At 63.6% G+C, this 18418-nt stretch carries 16 protein-coding genes; 9 read left to right on the plus strand and 7 right to left on the minus strand.

The genetic code is table 11. The annotated features are described in order from the left end of the window. The first annotated feature begins 88 nt into the window (after positions 1–88). The gene (locus tag KPL76_RS04905) at positions 89–2272 is read left to right on the plus strand and encodes a malate synthase G (RefSeq protein WP_216335369.1); all 2184 of its coding nucleotides are present in this window, start codon (positions 89–91) and stop codon (positions 2270–2272) included. 118 nt (positions 2273–2390) lie between these two features. Here KPL76_RS04905 and KPL76_RS04910 read toward each other — a convergent pair whose 3' ends face one another. After that, positions 2391–4157, minus strand: a complete 1767-nt coding sequence (locus tag KPL76_RS04910) for an MFS transporter (RefSeq protein ID WP_253202182.1) — start codon at positions 4155–4157, stop codon at positions 2391–2393. Positions 4158–4365: 208 nt separating this feature from the next. Between KPL76_RS04910 and KPL76_RS04915 the strand changes: the two genes are divergently transcribed. From KPL76_RS04915 to KPL76_RS04930, 4 genes are all read left to right on the plus strand, one after another. Further along, complete coding sequence (locus KPL76_RS04915) at positions 4366–5337, plus strand: acetylxylan esterase (protein ID WP_216335370.1); 972 nt, start codon at positions 4366–4368, stop codon at positions 5335–5337. 218 nt (positions 5338–5555) lie between these two features. Beyond that, on the plus strand, positions 5556–6629 hold the full coding sequence (locus KPL76_RS04920) for an alkene reductase (RefSeq protein ID WP_216335371.1): 1074 nt from the start codon (positions 5556–5558) through the stop codon (positions 6627–6629). Between the two features lie 102 nt (positions 6630–6731). Then, a complete protein-coding gene (locus KPL76_RS04925; RefSeq protein WP_216335372.1) occupies positions 6732–7148 on the plus strand; it encodes a PPOX class F420-dependent oxidoreductase in 417 nt (138 codons plus the stop codon). Between the two features lie 142 nt (positions 7149–7290). After that, positions 7291–8487 carry an adenosylhomocysteinase gene (locus KPL76_RS04930; RefSeq protein ID WP_216335373.1) on the plus strand — a complete coding sequence of 399 codons (1197 nt, stop codon included), beginning with the start codon at positions 7291–7293 and terminating at the stop codon, positions 8485–8487. Between the two features lie 55 nt (positions 8488–8542). Here KPL76_RS04930 and nagA read toward each other — a convergent pair whose 3' ends face one another. Continuing rightward, positions 8543–9691, minus strand: a complete 1149-nt coding sequence (gene nagA, locus KPL76_RS04935) for an N-acetylglucosamine-6-phosphate deacetylase (RefSeq protein WP_216335374.1) — start codon at positions 9689–9691, stop codon at positions 8543–8545. Positions 9692–9839: 148 nt separating this feature from the next. On the opposite strand from nagA, the gene KPL76_RS04940 reads away from it, so the two are divergent. Both KPL76_RS04940 and nagB read left to right on the plus strand, forming a co-directional pair. Next, positions 9840–10850, plus strand: coding sequence for a GDSL-type esterase/lipase family protein (locus KPL76_RS04940; protein ID WP_216335375.1), 1011 nt, complete (start codon positions 9840–9842; stop codon positions 10848–10850). Positions 10851–10898: 48 nt separating this feature from the next. After that, positions 10899–11678, plus strand: coding sequence for a glucosamine-6-phosphate deaminase (gene nagB, locus KPL76_RS04945; RefSeq protein ID WP_216335376.1), 780 nt, complete (start codon positions 10899–10901; stop codon positions 11676–11678). A gap of 7 nt (positions 11679–11685) precedes the next feature. On the opposite strand, the gene KPL76_RS04950 is transcribed toward nagB, so the two are convergent. The 5 genes from KPL76_RS04950 to KPL76_RS04970 all read right to left on the minus strand — a co-directional run bounded on the left by KPL76_RS04950 (position 11686) and on the right by KPL76_RS04970 (position 15796). After that, positions 11686–12642 (minus strand): DUF4862 family protein, encoded by a 957-nt coding sequence (locus KPL76_RS04950; RefSeq protein WP_216335377.1) that lies wholly within the window; start codon positions 12640–12642, stop codon positions 11686–11688. Then, complete coding sequence (locus KPL76_RS04955; RefSeq protein WP_216335378.1) at positions 12639–13691, minus strand: Gfo/Idh/MocA family protein; 1053 nt, start codon at positions 13689–13691, stop codon at positions 12639–12641. Before KPL76_RS04955 ends, KPL76_RS04950 begins: the two co-directional genes overlap by 4 nt. Beyond that, positions 13688–14692, minus strand: a complete 1005-nt coding sequence (locus KPL76_RS04960) for a Gfo/Idh/MocA family protein (RefSeq protein WP_216335379.1) — start codon at positions 14690–14692, stop codon at positions 13688–13690. The genes KPL76_RS04955 and KPL76_RS04960 overlap by 4 nt, the downstream gene beginning before the upstream one ends. Next, complete coding sequence (locus KPL76_RS04965) at positions 14692–14865, minus strand: twin-arginine translocase TatA/TatE family subunit (protein WP_216335380.1); 174 nt, start codon at positions 14863–14865, stop codon at positions 14692–14694. The genes KPL76_RS04960 and KPL76_RS04965 overlap by 1 nt, the downstream gene beginning before the upstream one ends. 67 nt (positions 14866–14932) lie before the next feature. Further along, positions 14933–15796 (minus strand): FadR/GntR family transcriptional regulator, encoded by an 864-nt coding sequence (locus KPL76_RS04970; protein WP_253202183.1) that lies wholly within the window; start codon positions 15794–15796, stop codon positions 14933–14935. Between KPL76_RS04970 and KPL76_RS04975 the strand changes: the two genes are divergently transcribed. Next, positions 15776–17383, plus strand: a complete 1608-nt coding sequence (locus KPL76_RS04975; protein WP_216335381.1) for an ABC transporter substrate-binding protein — start codon at positions 15776–15778, stop codon at positions 17381–17383. The two genes, KPL76_RS04970 and KPL76_RS04975, sit on opposite strands and share 21 nt — an antisense overlap. An 80-nt stretch (positions 17384–17463) precedes the next feature. Further along, positions 17464–18417, plus strand: a complete 954-nt coding sequence (locus KPL76_RS04980) for an ABC transporter permease (protein ID WP_216335382.1) — start codon at positions 17464–17466, stop codon at positions 18415–18417. The last annotated feature ends 1 nt before the right edge of the window (position 18418 follow it).

An 18418-nucleotide genomic window follows, 5' to 3' on the forward strand; every position in this document is an offset into this window, starting at 1 on the left:
GCATCCCCAGCATGTGCAAGGGAGCACGACTTCTGGGCGTGTGCCTCACCAACGAAGGCCGCACGACTTCTCTGAAAGGATTTGTACTGTGATCGACAGAATAGATGTTGCTGGCCTCTCCGTGGCTGTGCCGCTGCACGACTTCGTCGCCGAGGCGCTGCCGCAGGCTGGGCTTGACGCGCAGACCTTCTGGGGCGGGGTCGCCGAACTCCTGGCAGACCTCACGCCGAGAAACCTCGAGCTGCTGCGCACGCGTGACGAGTTGCAGCGCCAGATCGATGACTTTCATCGTGCCGCTCCCGGCCCTGTCGAACCGCAGCAGTACCTCTCCTTTCTGCGGGAGATCGGCTATCTGGTCGAGGGCGACCCCGGTCAGGCGACCGGCTTCGTCACCACCGAGGGTGTGGATGAGGAGATCCGAAGCCAGGCGGGCCCCCAGCTCGTCGTTCCCCTGCTGAATCGCCGTTTTGCGGCCAACGCCGTCAACGCGCGCTGGGGTTCGCTCTACGACGCGCTCTACGGCACGGACGCAATCGACCAGTCGGCCGACCTGGCTGTGGGCGCGGGGTACAACCCTGTGCGCGGCGCTGCCGTCGTTGCAGAAGCCCGCCGCTTCCTTGACGCTGCGATCCCGCTCGAAACCGGCAGTCACGCTGATTCTCTCGGGTACTCCGTCGACTCCGACGGGTTGAGGGTTGAGACGGCGGACGGATCCGCCCGTCTCGTGGAGGCGTCCGCTCTGCTCGGGCACCGCGGTGACAGTGCTCAGCCCGAGGCACTCGTGTTCGTTCACCACGGCCTGCACTTCGAGGTGCTGGTCGACCGCGAGCATCCAGTCGGCGCGACCGACCCCGCTGGCGTGTCTGACGTTCTGCTCGAGTCCGCCGTCACGACCATCATGGATCTCGAAGACTCTGTGGCCGCCGTCGATGCCGACGACAAGGTCGTGGGGTACCGCAACTGGCTCGAGCTGATGACGGGAACGCTCGCCGAACAGGTGACGAAGGGCGGGCGCACCTTTGTGCGCGGCATGAACCCCGACCGCGAGTACACGGCGGTCGACGGCAGCACTGCAACTCTGCGCGGCCGCTCGCTGCTCTTCATTCGCAACGTCGGTCACCTGATGACCACGGACGCCATTCTCGATGCAGACGGCAACGAGGTCTTCGAGGGCATTCTCGATGCGATCATGACCGGACTGGGTTCCGTCACAGACATCCGCGGCGGCGGCGCACTACCGAACTCGCTCACCGGGTCGATGTACATCGTGAAGCCCAAGATGCACGGGCCGGAGGAGGTCGCCTTCGCCGTCGAACTCTTCTCCCGGGTCGAGAACCTGCTCGGTCTGCCCGAACGCTCGATCAAGCTCGGCATCATGGACGAGGAGCGACGCACTTCGGTGAACCTGCGCGAGTGCATCCGTGCGGCATCAGACCGGGTGGTGTTCATCAACACCGGGTTCCTCGATCGCACCGGCGACGAGATCCACACCTCGATGCTCGCCGGCCCGTTCGTGCGCAAAGCGGAGATGAAGTCCGAGCCGTGGATCGCAGCCTACGAGGCGTCGAATGTCGACATCGGCATCGCGGCCGGGCTGCCGGGGCGGGCGCAGATCGGTAAGGGAATGTGGGCAATGCCCGACCTCATGGCTGACATGCTCGAGCAGAAGATCCAGCATCCCCTGCAGGGTGCGACGACGGCCTGGGTGCCTTCGCCGACCGCCGCGACACTTCACGCGCTGCACTATCACCGCGTCGACGTGCCTGCCGTGCAGCGCGAGCTCGCCGGCCGAACCCCCGCCGAGGTCACCGAGATCCTGCGTATTCCGCTTGCCACGCGCGAATACAGCGCCGCAGAGCGACAGGCTGAACTCGACAACAATGTGCAGGGCATCCTCGGCTATGTTGTGCGCTGGGTCGACGAGGGCATCGGATGCTCGAAGGTGCCAGACATCCACGACGTCGCGCTCATGGAAGACCGTGCGACCTGCCGCATCTCCTCGCAGCACGTGGCGAACTGGCTGCTTCACGGGGTCGTGACGCTCGAGCAGGTCGACGAGACGCTGCGGCGCATGGCGGCGATCGTCGACGGCCAGAACTCGGGCGACGTGCACTACCGGCCGATGGCGCCCGACTTCGACGGGGTTGCCTTTGCGGCTGCCAGGGCGCTCATCGTCGAGGGAACCCGCCAGCCGAGCGGTTACACGGAGCCGATTCTGCACCGCTACCGCCGTGAGGCTAAGGCGGCAGGGCAGCCCCAGCTCGTCGCCTGACACGCCACGGCTCCTCCGCCTCTGCCCACGTTTCGGCGCTCGTGCGGGCAGAAAGGCACCCAAAACTCGCGTTTTCGGTGCCTTTTTTGCCCGCAGACTTCGCGCGCGTGGCTACGGGTTAGACGTCGCTGAGTTCTGCTGCGAGGCTCGCGGGCTCGGTGGGCACCGTCTTCACGGCACCGGCTTCGGTGTGCACGTACTTGCCTCCGGCGAAGAATGATGCGATCGCGCCGAATACCGAGAGCACAGCGGCGACCGTGAACACGATGACAAGCCCCGAGTGGAAGGGGTCGGAGATCAACTGCGGGAAGAACGACTGGCCCGTCAGCGCGGCCGAGTTCGCCGGCGAGAGAGCATCGAGCGCACCGATCGGCCCGAGGATCGACTCGATGGGGTTGTAGCCGAGGAACGCGGCGAACAGGCTGCCGACCGGCGGAGTCGAGGCCACCTGGTTTGCCACATCAGAGGCCAGGCCATGCGCCGTGAGGCCGCTGTACATGGCAGTCGGCAAGGTGGCGGCGAGGCCGGCGATCATCAGCGAGAAGAAGATGCCGATCGAGAGCGAGTTGCCGGCGTTCTGGAACGTGCCTGTCATGCCGGATGCTGCACCACGCTGGTTCGCGGGAACACTGTTCATGATCGCCGTGCGGTTCGGGGCCGCGAACATTCCCGAACCGATTCCGTTCAGGAAGGTCAGCACCGCAAAGATGCCGTAGTCGAAGTTCACCGGAATGAGAAGCAGCGCCACGAAGGTGACGGCGACGAGCATCAGACCGCCGACCGCGAAGGTCCTCGCACCCAATTTGTCACTGAGCGCACCCGAGATGGGGCCGGAGACGAGAAAGCCGATCGTCAGCGGCAGCAGGTAGATGCCAGCCCAGAGCGGAGTGCTCTCGTACGAGAAGCCATGCAGCGGGAGCCAGATGCCCTGCAACCAGATGATCAGCATGAACTGCAGGCCACCCCGGCTGATGGCGGCCATGAGGCCGGCTACGTTGCCCCAGGCGAAAGCCCTGATAGCGAAGAGCCGCACGTTGAAGAGCGGGTCTTTGTGGTGCAGCTCGACGAACACGAAGATCACGAGCAGTGCAATCCCACCGATGATCGAGCCGAGAACCCAAGGGTTCAGCCACCCCATCGAGTCGGTGCCATAGGGCTGGATCCCGTAGGTGATACCGGTCAGCAGGGTGATGAGACCCACCGCGAACAGCACGTTGCCGGGAATGTCGACCTTGCCCGGATTGCGTTGGCCGACCTCATGAAGTGACTTGTACGACCAGATCGTGCCGAGGAGTCCGAAGGGAACGCTCACGAGGAAGATCAACTGCCAGTCGATCGTGGCGAGTACCCCGCCGATGAGCAGACCGAGGAACGACCCCGCTATGGCGGCGATCTGGTTGATGCCGATGGCCATGCCGCGTTTGTTCGAGGGGAAGGCGTCGGTGAGGATAGCCGTGGAATTCGCGAAGATCATCGCACCACCGACGGCCTGTACGACCCGCCAGCCGATCAGCCACAGTGCGCCCTGCCCCGACGTGAACGGGTCGAACACGAGCGCGATGGCGGCGATCGTGAAGATCACGAATCCCATGTTGTAGATCTTCACGCGGCCGTAGATATCGCCGAGACGGCCGAAGGTCATGGTGAGTACGGCGGTCACGAGAATGAAGCCCATGAGCATCCACAGCAGGTAACTCACGTTTCCTGGCTCAAGGGGGTTGAGCTGGATGCCTGTGAAGATGGCGGGCAGGCTGATGAGCACGATCGAGCTGTTGATGGTCACCATGAGCATGCCCAGGGTGGTGTTGCTCAGCGCCACCCATTTGTACCTGGGGTGGTCTTTGCTGAACAGTGCGCCGCGTTCACGGGTGGTTTTCGTCGCCACGATTCCTCCGGAGTGTTGGTCTCGTCGTTGAGGTCCATATAGATAGTTTGTATATGGCAACTATATCCCAGTTTCTGGCCGCAGTGACCATGGGAGTGCGAGGTCGGTGGTGTCCGTCGTCCGGAAAACACCTCGCCTTCGTCATCGGCACGTATGATCGCGGCGGCGGCAGCTGCTAGCGTCGATGCACGCCCAGCAGGAGGATATTTTGCCGCTCAGTGATCTCGCGCTCGCCGACTTGCGAGCCTTCAGGCCCACCGTTCGCGAACCAGCTGATTTCGACGATTTCTGGAGCCGAACACTCGCAGAAGCGAACACGCACGACCTCAGCCTGCGTGTGGATGCCCTGGCCACCGTCTACCGCACGATCGACGTGCACGACGTGAGCTTCGCCGGGTCGGGCGGAGACCGCATCAATGCCTGGTACACACGACCGGCAGGGGTGGATCAGGATCTTCCGGTGGTGGTCGAATTCATCGGCTACGGCGGTGGCCGTGGGCTGGCCGGGCAGGCCCTGCACTGGGCCAGTGCAGGGTTCGCGCACCTCTACGTCGACACCCGCGGGCAGGGAATGAGCTGGGGCGATGGTGGCTCGACCGCCGACACTGCGGGCAGTGAGCCGACCTCGCCCGGATTCATGACCCGTGGCATCCTGGACCCGGAGACGTACTACTACCGGCGCGTGTTCACCGACGCCGTACGGGCGGTTCACGCTGCGCGCGCGCTGCCCGGGGTCGACGTCGACCAGGTGGCTGTGCAGGGCATCAGCCAGGGTGGCGGAATCACGCTTGCTGTGGCAGGACTCGTGCCAGACCTTGTCGCGGTCATGCCCGATGTTCCCTTCCTGTGCCACTTCGAGCGTGCGCTCGATGTCAGCGCAACAGACCCCTATGGCGAGATCACACGGTATCTGGCTGTCAACCGGCACAGCGACGAGCAGGTGCTGTCGACTCTGTCGTATTTCGACGGGGTGAACTTCGCCAAACGGGCTACGGCTCCTGCCCTCTTCTCTGCTGCAGGCATGGACGGCATCTGCCCTCCTTCAACCGTCTTTGCCGCCTTCAACGCCTACCGGCCTGACGACAAGGCGATCGAGTTCTACCGCTACAACGGGCACGAAGGCGGCACCGGCCACCAGCGCGAGGCGCAGACGCGATGGCTGTCGGCGCGCGTGCGCTGACTACAGTACTTCTCGAGCCGACTTCGAGTCCGCCAGCCGGGTTCGCTCTGCTGAACGCTCGATGAATCGCCAGGTCTGACGCTGACTGAGTATCCGTCTGCCGACCTTCCGTGTGCGAGGGTTCTGGGAATTCCTGCGGCCTCGGAATAGCGAGGGAGCCGGCACGGTTTCGTGCAGGGGCAACCGACAAGGTTCGCCGCTACGAAAGGCTTTGACTTATGGATCTGTTCTCGCCCGTGACTCTCGGGGACCTGCACCTACCGAACCGTGTCATCATGGCTCCGCTCACCCGAACCCGTTCGAGCGAGACGGGCGTTCCCGGCTCACTCGTCGCTGAGCACTACGCACAACGCGCCAGCACCGGCTTGATCATGACCGAAGGAACCTACCCAAGCGATGAGTCGCGCGCCTACCCCGGCCAACCAGGCATCGTCAGTGACGAACAGATCGAGGGCTGGCGGCAGGTGGCAGATGCCGTGCACGCCAAGGGCGGGCGAATCGTCATGCAGCTCATGCATGGCGGCCGCGTTTCACACACCGATGTGACCGGAACCGACCGGATTGTTGCCCCGAGCGCCGTGGCCATCGACGGTGAGATCCATACGGCGACCGGAAAGCTCGCTTACCCGGTGCCGCATGCGTTGAGTGGCGACGAACTTGCGACGGTGCGCGACGAGTTCGTGACGGCTGCAAGAAATGCCATCTCCGCTGGTCTCGACGGTGTCGAAATCCATGGTGCCAATGGCTACCTTCTTCATCAGTTCCTCTCGCCGGCGGCCAACCAGCGTGACGACGACTACGGGCAGTCCCCGGATGCTCGAGCTCGCTTCGTCGTCGAGGTCACTGCCGCAGTGGCTGATGCTGTCGGGGCCGGTCGGGTGGGCATCCGTCTCTCGCCGATGCACAACATTCAGGATGCGTTCGAGCCCGACCTCGACGACGCCACGGCTACCTACGAAGCCGTCATCGACGGAATTCGACCGCTGGGTATCGCCTATGTGAGCATTCTGCACCACGAGCCGACCGGCGATCTGGTGCAGAACCTCCGCGCGCGGTTCGGTGGCCCTGTGATCGCGAACACGGGATTCGGGTCGGTGACCACACGCGACCAGGCGGTTTCGCTCGTGCGCGATCTGCACGCGGATGCAGTCGCCGTTGGTCGTCTCGCTATCGCAAACCCAGACCTCGTCGAGCGCTGGCAGGGCTCGCACCCAGAGAACGAGCCGAACCCTGCGACGTTCTACACTGGCGGAGCTGTGGGATACGTCGACTACCCACGTCTCAGCGCCTGACCGCTTCTCGGCAGAACGTGCCGTGGTGATCTGACGTGCAGCAGCCGAAACGTCACGAACGCTGCCCTCGGCGATCGAGCCCCACCCTCTATCGTGGAGAGGGTGACCGCCGCCCCTTCCTCCCTGCTCTCCGATGCCGGACTCGCCTTCGTGACCGAGCGACACATCGCAACCCTGACGACACTGCGCGCGGACGGGTCCCCGCATGTCGTACCCATCGGATTCACGTACGAACAGACTCCGAGCGGCGGAATAGTGCGCATCATCACGAATGGGCCCAACCAGAAGGTGCTCAACGTGCGCCGCGACGGCCGCGCCTCCGTGAGCCAGTTCGATGGAGCACAATGGCTGACACTCGAGGGGACCGCCCACGTACTGGATGACGCCGCCTCGGTGAAGGAAGCGGTCGACCGCTATGCTGCCCGCTATCGGCAACCGCGCGAGAACCCGCAGCGTGTGGTGATCGCCATCCACGTCTCGCGGGTGATGGGAACGTCCACGTACCGCACAAACCCCTGATCTACGGCTTACTCTTGCGACAAAAGATGACGCGAGGGAGAACAGAGGCACTGAACCGGCACCATGACGGCGCTCGCGGAGGTGGTGACTAGGCTGCTGAAGGTACCCGCTGCATCGTGAGCGGGCCAGAACAGGAGCACCCATGACCCCCGACTCCGCCACCCAGGCCGAACTCGCTGCCGAGGGCGAAGCGCGACTCGGATGGATACGGTCACGCATGTACCTGCTGCGGGAGGTGCGCGCCGATTTCGAGAGACGCCTGCCGTTCAGGGGGATGACCATCGGGGTTGGGTTGCACACTGAGCCGAAGACGGTCGTGCTTTTCGAGACGCTTGCGGCGGGCGGAGCCACTGTCGTCGGCACCGGCAACCACGGGTCGACGCAAGACGACATGGTGGCCGCGCTCGCGACCAAGGGCATCACGATCTACGGTCGTCGCGACGACACCCTCGAACAGCACGTCGGCAACCTGAACCGCACGCTGGATGCCCGGCCGGACATCCTGCTCGACAACGGCGCCGACCTGGCCATCCTGGCAGCCGATCGCGGTCTTGCTGAATCGATCGTCGGTGGCACAGAGGAGACGACGTCGGGCGGGCTGAGGCTGCGCGATGAGGCTGCCGGCCGCATTCCGTTCCCTGTGCTCGTCATCAACGACAGTCCGCTCAAGGCGATCGCCGAGAATCGTCATGCGGTGGGCCAGAGCACTGTCGAGAGCTTCATGCGCATCACGAATCTGCAGATTCCGGGCCGTCGATTCGTTGTGGTGGGCTACGGATGGTGCGGGCGAGGTGTAGCGCAATACCTGCGGTCACTCGGCGGGAAGGTGGCGGTGGTCGACTCCGACGAGCTGAAGGCGTTTGAGGCGGCCTACGACGGGTATCGGGTGGGCTCGGTCGAAGACCTGGCCCCGTGGGCGGATGTCGTGATCACGGCCACCGGGCACGCGAATGTGCTTCCGGCCCACGTGTTCGAGACGCTCGCCGACGGAACCGTGATCGGCAACGTCGGGCATTTTCCCTGGGAGATCGACGTAGCCGCGCTCAAGGTGGCAGCGACGGCGATCACTCCCATCGCCACCGCGCTCGAGCGAATCGATCTACCCAACGGGCGCCACGTCGTGCTCATCGCCGATGGCCGAATGTTCAATCTTGCCGGTACGCAACCCAAGGGCAACTCGATCGAATCGATGGATCTCGGCTTCATGTTGCAGGCGCTCTCGCTTGAGCGGGTCGCGCTGAACCGGGAATCGCTCGTTCCCGGACCGCAGCCGATCCCCGACGATCTCAATCGCCACATCGCCAGGCGGGTGCTCGACGTTCTCGGCGCGTCACGATAGCCCGACGGAGGACGCACCAAGCTGCTCCGAGCACGTGGCAGTAACGCGGGCCGTCTCAGAGCACGAAACGGCCTCCGGCGAGAACGCGCTCGACGACGAGAGATTCACTGAGAATAACGGCGTCAGCCAGGTAGCCCGGGGCCAGACGGCCGAGGTGGCCGGAGCGGCCGACGGCAGTAGCCGGTGTCGCCGTCACCGCCCGCACAGCTTCTGCCAGCCCGATGCCGCACGATTCCGTGACGTAACGGAGGGCCGAGTCGAGGGTGAGAGTCGACCCGGCGAGCGTTTCTGACCCTCGAACCCTCGCTACACCCTCGCGAACGTCGACTTCGAGAGATCCCAGTCTGTACGGGCCGTCAGGGGCACCGGCCGCCGCCATCGCATCAGTGACAAGGGCGATTCTGCCGGGAGCGAGCAGAAATGCAGCTCTGACCACGTCGGGGTGAATGTGATGGCCGTCGGCGATCACCTCGAGAGTCACCCGTGGGTCTGCTGCCGCGGCGATGATCGGACCGGGTTCGCGATGCGAGATGCCGGGCATCGCGTTGAAGGCGTGCGTGAGAATTCTGGCGCCCGCATCGAATGCCGCGCGTGCGACCTCTTCGGAGGCATTCGTGTGGCCGACCGCCGGCGTCACTCCCGAGGCAGCCATCACTGTGATCGCTTCGATTGCGCCGGGCAGCTCTGGCGCAATGGTCGTCTGGCAGAGGCTGCGCCCGCCGGCTTCGAGCAGCATGCTGACCGTGCCTTCGTCAGGAGTCGCAAGCAACTCCTCGGCATGCGCACCACGGCGGGTGGGTGCAAGGAACGGCCCTTCAAGGTGCGAGCCGAGAATGAGCGGGTCTTCCTCGACGAGACGCGCAACAGTTGACAGCCGGTCGAGCGTCGCCCGAATTCCCCCCGCAACGAAGGAGACCATCGTTCGAGTCGTGCCGTGCGCCCGATGCGTTGCCATGCCCGCCCGAATTGCCGACGGACCGTCTTCGAACGAGTAGCCCCCGCCACCGTGGCAATGAATGTCGACGAAACCCGGCGTGACGAGGCGTCCGCCCGCGTGCAACCGGTCAGCGACATCACTGTAGTGCGAGCGCCAGTCGTCGCCGGTTCCGGTGGCGACAATGCGGGATCCATCGGTCGCAAACCAGAAATCCCCGACGATCCCATCGCAATCCACTTTGCGTGCGCCGTGCACCAATATGCCCATTGTCGCGGCCTCACCCTTCGACTTCGTGCACGCCAGCCCTCGAAGTACAGCGTATGCTCAGCAGGACTCACGCACATCTGATGTCTGATGTTACAGCAGCGTCGTTGACTCTCGTGTGAGAACCACTTCTACACGGAAAGCCATCGACATGAAGCTCATGCCAAACGACCCGAGAATTCTCATCGAAGGGTGCGCCGAACTGCTCGGCAAAGGCGAGTGGCTGACACTGCGCCGCCTCCCGATCACCGAAGTGGGCTTACTTGTTCATCCTGAGCTCGTCCAGATGGCCGATATGGCCGCCGGAGTGCGTCTGGAGTTCATCACCGACGCGTCTCAGCTGGCGTTCGAGGTCGAGGTGACGATGCCGGTCGGCCTGAGCGGCGACGTCGCACCCTTCGATGTGTGCGTCGATGGTGTGCGGACACACCGACAGCTGATCTTCGGCGAAGCAACCCTCCGGGTGACCGACCTGGGGTCTGACCCGAAACGCATTACGGTCTGGTTGCCGCACTTCGGAGACACGAAGCTCGGTGCCATGACTTTCACCGGTGCTCAGTTCGTCGAGAAGCCCACTTCTTCACGGCCGCACTTCCTCGCGTACGGCAGCTCGATCACGCACTGCCGCGAAGCGCTCGGCCCAAGCGAGACCTGGCCCGCTCTCGTATCTGCAAACGAAGATCTGCGGCTCACCAGTCTCGGATTCGCCGGGCAGTGCCATCTCGACCCCGTCGTCGCGCGACATATCCGCGATACGCCAGCCGATCTCATCTCGCTCTGCCTGGGCATCAACGTCTGGGGTGCCTCGACCTACCCGCGACGCACCCTGGCACCCACGATCGAGGGTTTTCTGGCGACCGTTCGGAGCGGGCATCCAGACACCCCGATCGTGGTCATCTCACCCATTGCATCGCCCGACCGCGAAGACCGCCCGAACGAAGACCAACTGACACTCGCTGACATTCGCACCATCGTGACCGACGTGGTCACCGAGCTGCAGCGCCTCGGCGACGCCGCTCTCTTTCTGATCGACGGCCTCGATGTTCTGAATGTCGACGAGGCTCACCTTCTGCAAGACGGGCTTCACCCGAGCCCGGAAGGCTACAAGGAGCTCGCGCGCCGGCTCGGCCCTCGTCTGGCCGCGGTGCTCACTGCGCACTGAACCGTATAGGATGACAGAAGGTCTGATGTCTGATGTTACGAGGTAGCTGTGTCTGAAGTTGTCATTGTCGCGAACGCCGAAGTGGCGGGTCACTATGCGAGCGATTGCATCATCGATCTGGTGAAGGCGAAACCCGACTCTGTACTCGGGCTCGCAACCGGGTCCACACCGCAGCCGGTCTACAGGGAATTGAGCAGACGCCAGCACGACGTCGACTTCAGTCGGATGCGGGCGTTCGCGCTCGATGAGTACATCGGGCTGCCCACCGATCACCCCGAGAGCTACCGGGCGGTGCTCAACCGCGAAGTCGTGCAGCCACTCGGTTTGAATCCAGGTTCAGTCAAGGTGCCGAATGGGCGGGCAAGCGACTCATCGCATGCAGGAGCCGACTATGAACGCGAGATTCACGCTGCCGGCGGCATCGATCTTCAGATTCTCGGAATCGGGACCGACGGCCACATCGGCTTCAATGAGCCCAGCTCGTCGTTCGCTTCGCTGACACGCGTGAAGACCCTGACACCGCAGACCCGAGCAGACAACGCCCGCTTCTTCGACTCTGCAGATGACGTTCCGATGCACTGCGTGACGCAGGGCATCGGAACGATCCTGCGCGCACGACACCTCATACTGCTGGCGTTCGGTTCTGCGAAGGCCGAAGCGCTGGCGGCTGCCGTCGAAGGCCCCCTCACCGCCTCGATGCCTGCCTCGGCCATACAGATGCACCCCCATGTCACGGTGTTTGTCGACGAGGAGGCTGCGGCCTCGCTCGCCAACGCCGACTACTACCGCTGGGTGTTCGACAACCGCCCGGAGTGGCAGACCTTCTGACGCTGCGTCAGGCTCTCGAGCGGGCAGCGAGCGCCTGGTCGAGAGCCTTGGCGGTCACCCTTGTCGGCTCGAAACGATCGGTGAACTGCGTGCGTTCGGCGGGAGAGCCGACCTTCACGCCGAGGTAGGCGCACTGGTCGAACCGTAAGACGATGCGCTCGATCGTTTGCGTCGTCAGCAGCGAACTCGGCTCGGCCTCGGCCACGGGAAGGTGCGAGTCAGCGAACGCACCGCCGTAGGGCGTGACGTCGGCAGATACTCCAGAGAACATGATGGCGACGGGCGCCGTGGTCTTCGACAGCTCGGCCAGATGACGTTCGGGGCTGTCGGCCGACCGTGTTTCGATGGCCGAGCGTGCCCAGTTGATGGTGTGGCCCAGTCCGGTCAGAGAGTGAGCAGACGCCTCACGTACGGCCTCGATCTCGTCTGCAAGCTGCAGGAACCCCTTCTCAGCAACGTGGTCGGGCGCCGGTGCATCGCAGTGCTCGACCATGAGCATCGTTCGCCCCCACGACCACGATGCGATCTCGCCCAGCGACTGCGCGAAGCTGCGCGCCGAAGACGCGGCCCGCAGGGCGTTCGGCGCCGAGTGCAGCTGAACGGCGCGGATGCTCCGCTCGCCGAGGATGCCCGAAAGCTCCGTCACTTCGCGATGCAGTCGCGCGATGTCGGTCATCGCCCTGAGACGACCCTCTTCGTCATCAGACGCCAGCCCGTATTCCGGGTCCGTGATGAGCGCGCGGCCGGTGCCCGGAATTGCCGTCACGACCGAGCTCCACTCCGGATGAAGCAGGGAGGCGAGATGCGTCATGCCCCCGTGATGCAGCGTCTTGTCGAACGCGAGTTCGAGCCCTCCGACCAACTGCTCAGTGCGCAACAGTGCATACCACTCAGCTTCTTCTGAGACACGTTCGAAGAGTCTCGGAGGTGCGGCAGCATAGGCGCCGACGACGATCTGCGTCACTGTGGCACCGCCACGGCTCGCGTCGTGATCGACCGGTACGCGGCATCGATGACGGCCAGGCTGGCTCTGGCCTCGGCGATGCCATAATCGGGCGCTTGGCCGACGGCGGCACGATCGATGACATGCGTGAGAAAGCGCTGCAGTGCGGCCGTCGAGCCGTCTCCGCCGATCGGCAGGCTCGAGACTCCGGACCGCCGGTCGAACCGAATGAGCGCTGGTTTGTCATCATCGGCGACCGCATGCCCGTGCGAGCCGAGGATGCGAATGCTCGAACTCGTCGCGCCGAACCCCGGGGCGTTCGCCACGCGGCCGACCGTCACCGTGGAGGTGACTCCGAACTGCAGACCGAGTGAGATCACCGCGGTGTCTTCGACACCGAACTCGTCGTGGCCGGAGTCGAAGAGGGTGCCCGACATCGCGTAGACGCTCTGCACGGCCAGGCCGGAGAGGTAGTGGATTGCGTCGACGCAGTAGCCCAGGAAATTGAGCATCTCGCCACCACCGCTGAGCGCAGGATCGGTGACAAGGTGCGGTCGTTCCACAGAGGTCGCGAAATACTTCGCGCTGGCGAGAAACTCGGCATCGAGGTGCCGTGGTAGGCCGAGATAACCGGCGTCGATCCACGCGCGGGTGCGACGAAGTGCCGGGGAATGCGTGCGGTTGATGACAGAGCAGAACCCGCGGGCATTCTTCGTCGCAGCAAGCAGATCGTCAGCATCGCTTAGAGTCGTGGTGGCTGGCTTGTCGACAACGACGTTGACACCGCGGCCCAACGCAAAGAGAGCCAGGCGAGCGTGTCGGGTGGGTTCGCTGCAGATCACCGCAATGTCGACGCGTTCTGGGTCGGTCGCGTCGTCGATGCTCGGCAGATACGGCACCCTGTGCGCCTCGGCTGCGGCTCTACTGTCTCTCAGCATCCACTCGGGCGCATCTGGTTCTTCGGCGACGCCGACGACGTCGACTCGCGGATCGTTCTGCAGAATCTCGATGTAGGGGCCGGCATGGCGCACGCCGCTGACGAAAGCGACCCGAATCGCTGCGCCGCTCACAGCGCGCCTGCGGTGTGGTCGATGGCGATGGGCGTACCGCGCTCGAGCGACTGTTGCGCAGCGACTGCTGTGGCCAACGCAACGCGAGCCTGTGTGGTGGTCACGATGAATGGTTCTCTTCCCTGAGCCGCACGCACCCAGTGCGAGAGTTGTTGAGTGAGGGCGCCCTCGATCGAGGCGGGCGCAACGGGATGCCCGGGAGAATGCAGCCCCGGATCGTCTTCGCTGCTGTGTAGAAGCGAACCTTGCGAACCGGCCACCATGACGCGGCGCAAGAATTCGCCGGGTTGTCTCAGGGCGTAACAGAGCTCGAGTGTGGCGAGAGCGCCGTTCTCGAAACGCAGTTGTACCTGAAAGCTGTCAGGCATGGGCATCTCGGCGGCGAACGTGGCGAACTGCCGGGCGAACACTTCGACCGGCTTCGAATTCATCAACCACACGGCAAGGTCGATGCTGTGTGTTCCGTTGTGCACCGGATGCCCGCCAGAACGATTCGTGTCGAGCTGCCAGCCCCGCCACCCGTTGGGCCACACGTGCCCGGTGTACCAGCTGACGTGCAGTAGCTTCGGATCGCCGATGTCGCCGGCCTGGATTGAGGCGAAGAGGTCGGCGATCACGGGCTGGAATCGCACCGTCTGGCCAACCATCAAGCTCGTGCCGGCGCCCTCTGTCGCAGCGATCATCTCATCTAGATCGGCGACGGTCAGTGCGGCCGGCTTGTCGACATGCACAGCCTTACCCGCGCGACCTGCCGCGATCACCCAGCGTTTGTGGTCGGGGGTCGCGTTGCAGACGTCGACTGCATCGACGTCGGAGTCGTTGACGGCAGCCGCGATGTCGGTCGTCGCCCGTGCTCCCGGAGCCAGTGAAGCGATCGAGGCAGCTCGGCCGAGGTCAGTGCCGGCGACAAAGGCGACCTCGACGCCCTTCACGGCATTGAGCGCAAGAACATGCTCGCGAGCGAAGGCGCCGGTACCGACGATTGCGACACGAAAGCTCATCAGCGCTGTTCGGTGTCGTCGGACGAACGCAGCTCTGGCTTCACTTCCTCACGGAAGATACGGGTCGACTGGCCGAGGCTCCGTGCCAGGGCGGGGATCTTGGCGGCACCGAACAGAAGAACGATCATAGCGATGACGATGACGGCGTGCCAGCCGTTCAGATTTGCGAGCATGCGAAGACCTTCCATGGGGTGCGATGTGCCGGACACAATCCACCATCACACATATGACATCAGATGTCTAGACGGACCCCCGGGTCGGGGATACTTTCAGGAGGGCTCGCCGCAATGGCACGTAGTGATCGATGACGGCCAGCTTGTACGCGTCGACATCTCCGGCCACCGCAGCATCGAGCATCGCTCCGTGCGATCTGGCGGTCTCATCCATGTCTGCCGCCGGCGCCAGGCCCAGCAACGGGTACACCACCGTGTTCACTTCCCAGAATGCAGCAACCAGCTGGCCGACGAGGGCATTGTCGAGATAGCTGAGCAGGCGGGTATGAAAGCCGAGGTCTTCTTCAGGGAAGGGCAGATTGGCGTCTGACTTCTGAACCATGACGGCGACCAGCTGACGCAACTGAGTGTCTTCTCGCCCGGCCAGCGCCGACACGATGGGCTCTGCCATAGCGAGATCGAGCGCTTGGCGAACCTCGACGACCTCGCGAAGTGCCGCGAAATTGTCTTCGGGGCTCAAGACGCCGCGAAACACCAGACCCTCGACCAGAGGGGCCAGGGAGAGGTTGCCCACATAGGTGCCGTACCCGTGGCGCACCTCCACGATGTCAAGCGCTGCGAGTGTGCGGATCGCCTCGCGTACGCTGGAACGACTGACGTTCAAGGTGGCACAGATTTCAGACTCGGTCGGCATGAGATCACCCGGCCGTAGAGAGTTCTGCAAAATGAAGTTCTTGATCTGATCGGTGACGGAATTTCGTTTCCGCTTCGTTTCGGCCGGAAAAACTTCGCCCGCTGATGTTGCTGGCATTTCCATTTCGGCTTGACCTTTCTTACGTCGAGGTATTACCGTCAGTTTACCCATGTAGGACATCTGATGTCCGATATTCATCCCCGAGAGGCGATCTTCATGTTCAAAGAAACGCTCCAATTGCAGACTAGCCGCAGAGTCTTTCTGGCATCGGCTGGCGCAATGGGCATTGTCGCCGCACTTGCGGCCTGCTCCGGCCCAGGTTCGACGAACAGCGGTGGCGGCGGTACCACGGCGGGCCCAGCCAACAAGAACGGCACCATCCAGGCGGGCATGTCGTATCCCCTGTCAACCGGATTCGACCCAATGACCACGTCAGCCGCAGTAACAGTGGCAGGCAACTGGCATGTACTCGAGGGCATTGTCGACCTCGACCCCGTCACTCGCACCCCTTACGCCGCACTCGCGACCGCGTTGCCGACGCAGATCGATGACACGACCTGGGAGGCGACGCTGCGCAGCGGCGCTACATTCCACAACGGCAGCCCGGTCACTGTCGACGACGTGGTCTTCTCGTTCACCCGGGTACTGGACCCTGCGAACAACTCGCTCTACCGTGGCTTCCTGCCGTTCCTGTTGTCGGTGACGGCCAAAGACGCATCGACGGTTCAGTTCAAGCTGAACTACCCCTTCGCCTTGTTCCCAACGCGTATTTCTGTGGTCAAGGTCGTTCCGAAGGCCCTGGTTCAGGCAGACCCCAAGGCGTACGACAGTCTTCCGGTCGGTTCAGGGCCATACAAGTATGTCTCTGCGACCAAAGACGACAAGATCGTATTTCAGCGATTCGACGGCTACAACGGCTCGCGACCAGCTCTTGCCGCCGCAATGACATGGAACCTTCTGTCTGACGCATCGGCGCGAGTCACCGCAGCCGAGTCTGGCCGGGTCGAGGCAATCGAAGACGTTCCCTACCTCGACGCCGAAGCGCTGTCGAAGAAGGTCAGGGTCGAGTCTGTACAGGCCTTCAACCAGTTGTTCATGATGTTCAACTGCTCCGTCGCACCCTTCAACGACAAGCGGGTTCGCCAGGCGTTCTTCTACGCGATCGACATGGACAAGGTGATCAACACGGCCCTGCTCGGCAACGCAACAGCAGCCTCGAGCTTCGTCCAGCCCGACCACCCCTCGTATGTGAAGGCCAAGACGGTCTACACCTACGACCCGGTCAAGGCGAAGCAACTGCTTGCCGACGCTGGCGTGAGCAACCTCGCGATCACCCTGCTCACGACCGACACCGCCTGGGTCAAAGATGTCGCGCCACTCATCAAAGAGAGCCTCGACGCGGTCGGCATCGCCACCACTCTCGACATCGGTCAGTCGGGTGGGCAGTACAAGAAGGTCGACGCTGGCAACCTGCAGGTGATGGTGGCCCCCGGCGATCCGTCGGTCTTCGGCCCTGACGTCGACCTGTTGTTGCGCTGGTGGTTCGCCGGCAGCGTCTGGCCCATCTCCCGTTACCGCTGGGCGGGCACCCCTGAGTTCGACCAGGTGACGACTCTGCTCAACCAGGCGTCGGCCTCGACAGACGCCAACGCGCAGAAGGCGACGTGGGGCCAGATCTTCGACATCCTGTCGGACAACGTTCCGCTTTACCCGCTCTTCCACCGCAAGCTGCCAACTGCCTGGAGTGAATCGGAGCTGCCTGGATTCAAGCCGCTCTCGATCACCGGGCTGTCCTTCCTCGACGTAGGAACCACCACGGCGTAGCCGTTCCGCGGGGAGGGGAGAGAGCACCTGAACGCCCTCTCCTCCCTCGCCCTCTTTCCCACCACTTCCAAAGGATTCCAGTGATCGCTTTCTTGAGACTGGCCGGCCGCCGGTTCATCTGGCTACCGGTGACGGTTATCGGCGTCACGTTGCTCGTCTTCTTCCTGATGCAGTTCACGCCGACGGACGCTGCGACGAACGCCCTCGGAGAGAGCGCCACCGAGGCTGCCAAAGCGGCGTACCGCACAGCCAACGGGCTCACCGACCCGTTCTTCGTGCAGTATTTCCGTTTTCTCGGCGGACTTTTCACGGGCAACCTCGGCGACACGGTGCCCCCGGCACAACCGGTCACCTCGTTGGTCGCCACCGCATTTCCCCTCACCTTGCAATTGACCTTCCTCGGCCTGCTTATCGCGGTGGTGCTGGCGCTGGTGCTCGGAGTGACAGCCGCGTTGTACCGTGACCGATGGCCCGACCAGATCATTCGTGTGATCTCGATCGCCGGCATCGCAATGCCGTCGTTCTGGCTCGCCATTCTGCTCATCAAGACCTTCGCCCTCGACTGGGGATGGTTTCCGAGCGGCGGTTACGTCAATCCGGGAGACTCCCTCTCTGGCTGGTTGCAGTCGATGTGGCTGCCAGCGTTGGCCCTCGGCGTTCCGGTCGGCGCATCGCTGACCAGAGTGGTGCGAACGTCGATGGTCGAAGAACTCGACAAAGACTATGTGCGCACGGCGATCGGATCCGGCCTGCCGAAGGTGGTCGTGGTCGGTCGAAATGTACTCCGCAATGCTCTCATCACGCCCGTCACCGTGCTCGGCCTGCGGGTCGGGTACTTGCTCGGCGGTGCCGTCGTCATCGAGGTGATCTTCGACCTGCCGGGTATGGGAAAGCTCATTCTCAACGGTGTCACCTCGGGCGATACGAATCTCGTGCAAGGCGTGACGATCGTGATCGCGCTGACCTTCATTGTCGTCAACATCGTCGTCGACATGCTCTACCTGCTCATCAACCCCCGAATCAGAACGGTCTAAC

Source organism: Subtercola sp. PAMC28395, assembly GCF_018889995.1.
GTDB lineage: Bacteria > Actinomycetota > Actinomycetes > Actinomycetales > Microbacteriaceae > Subtercola.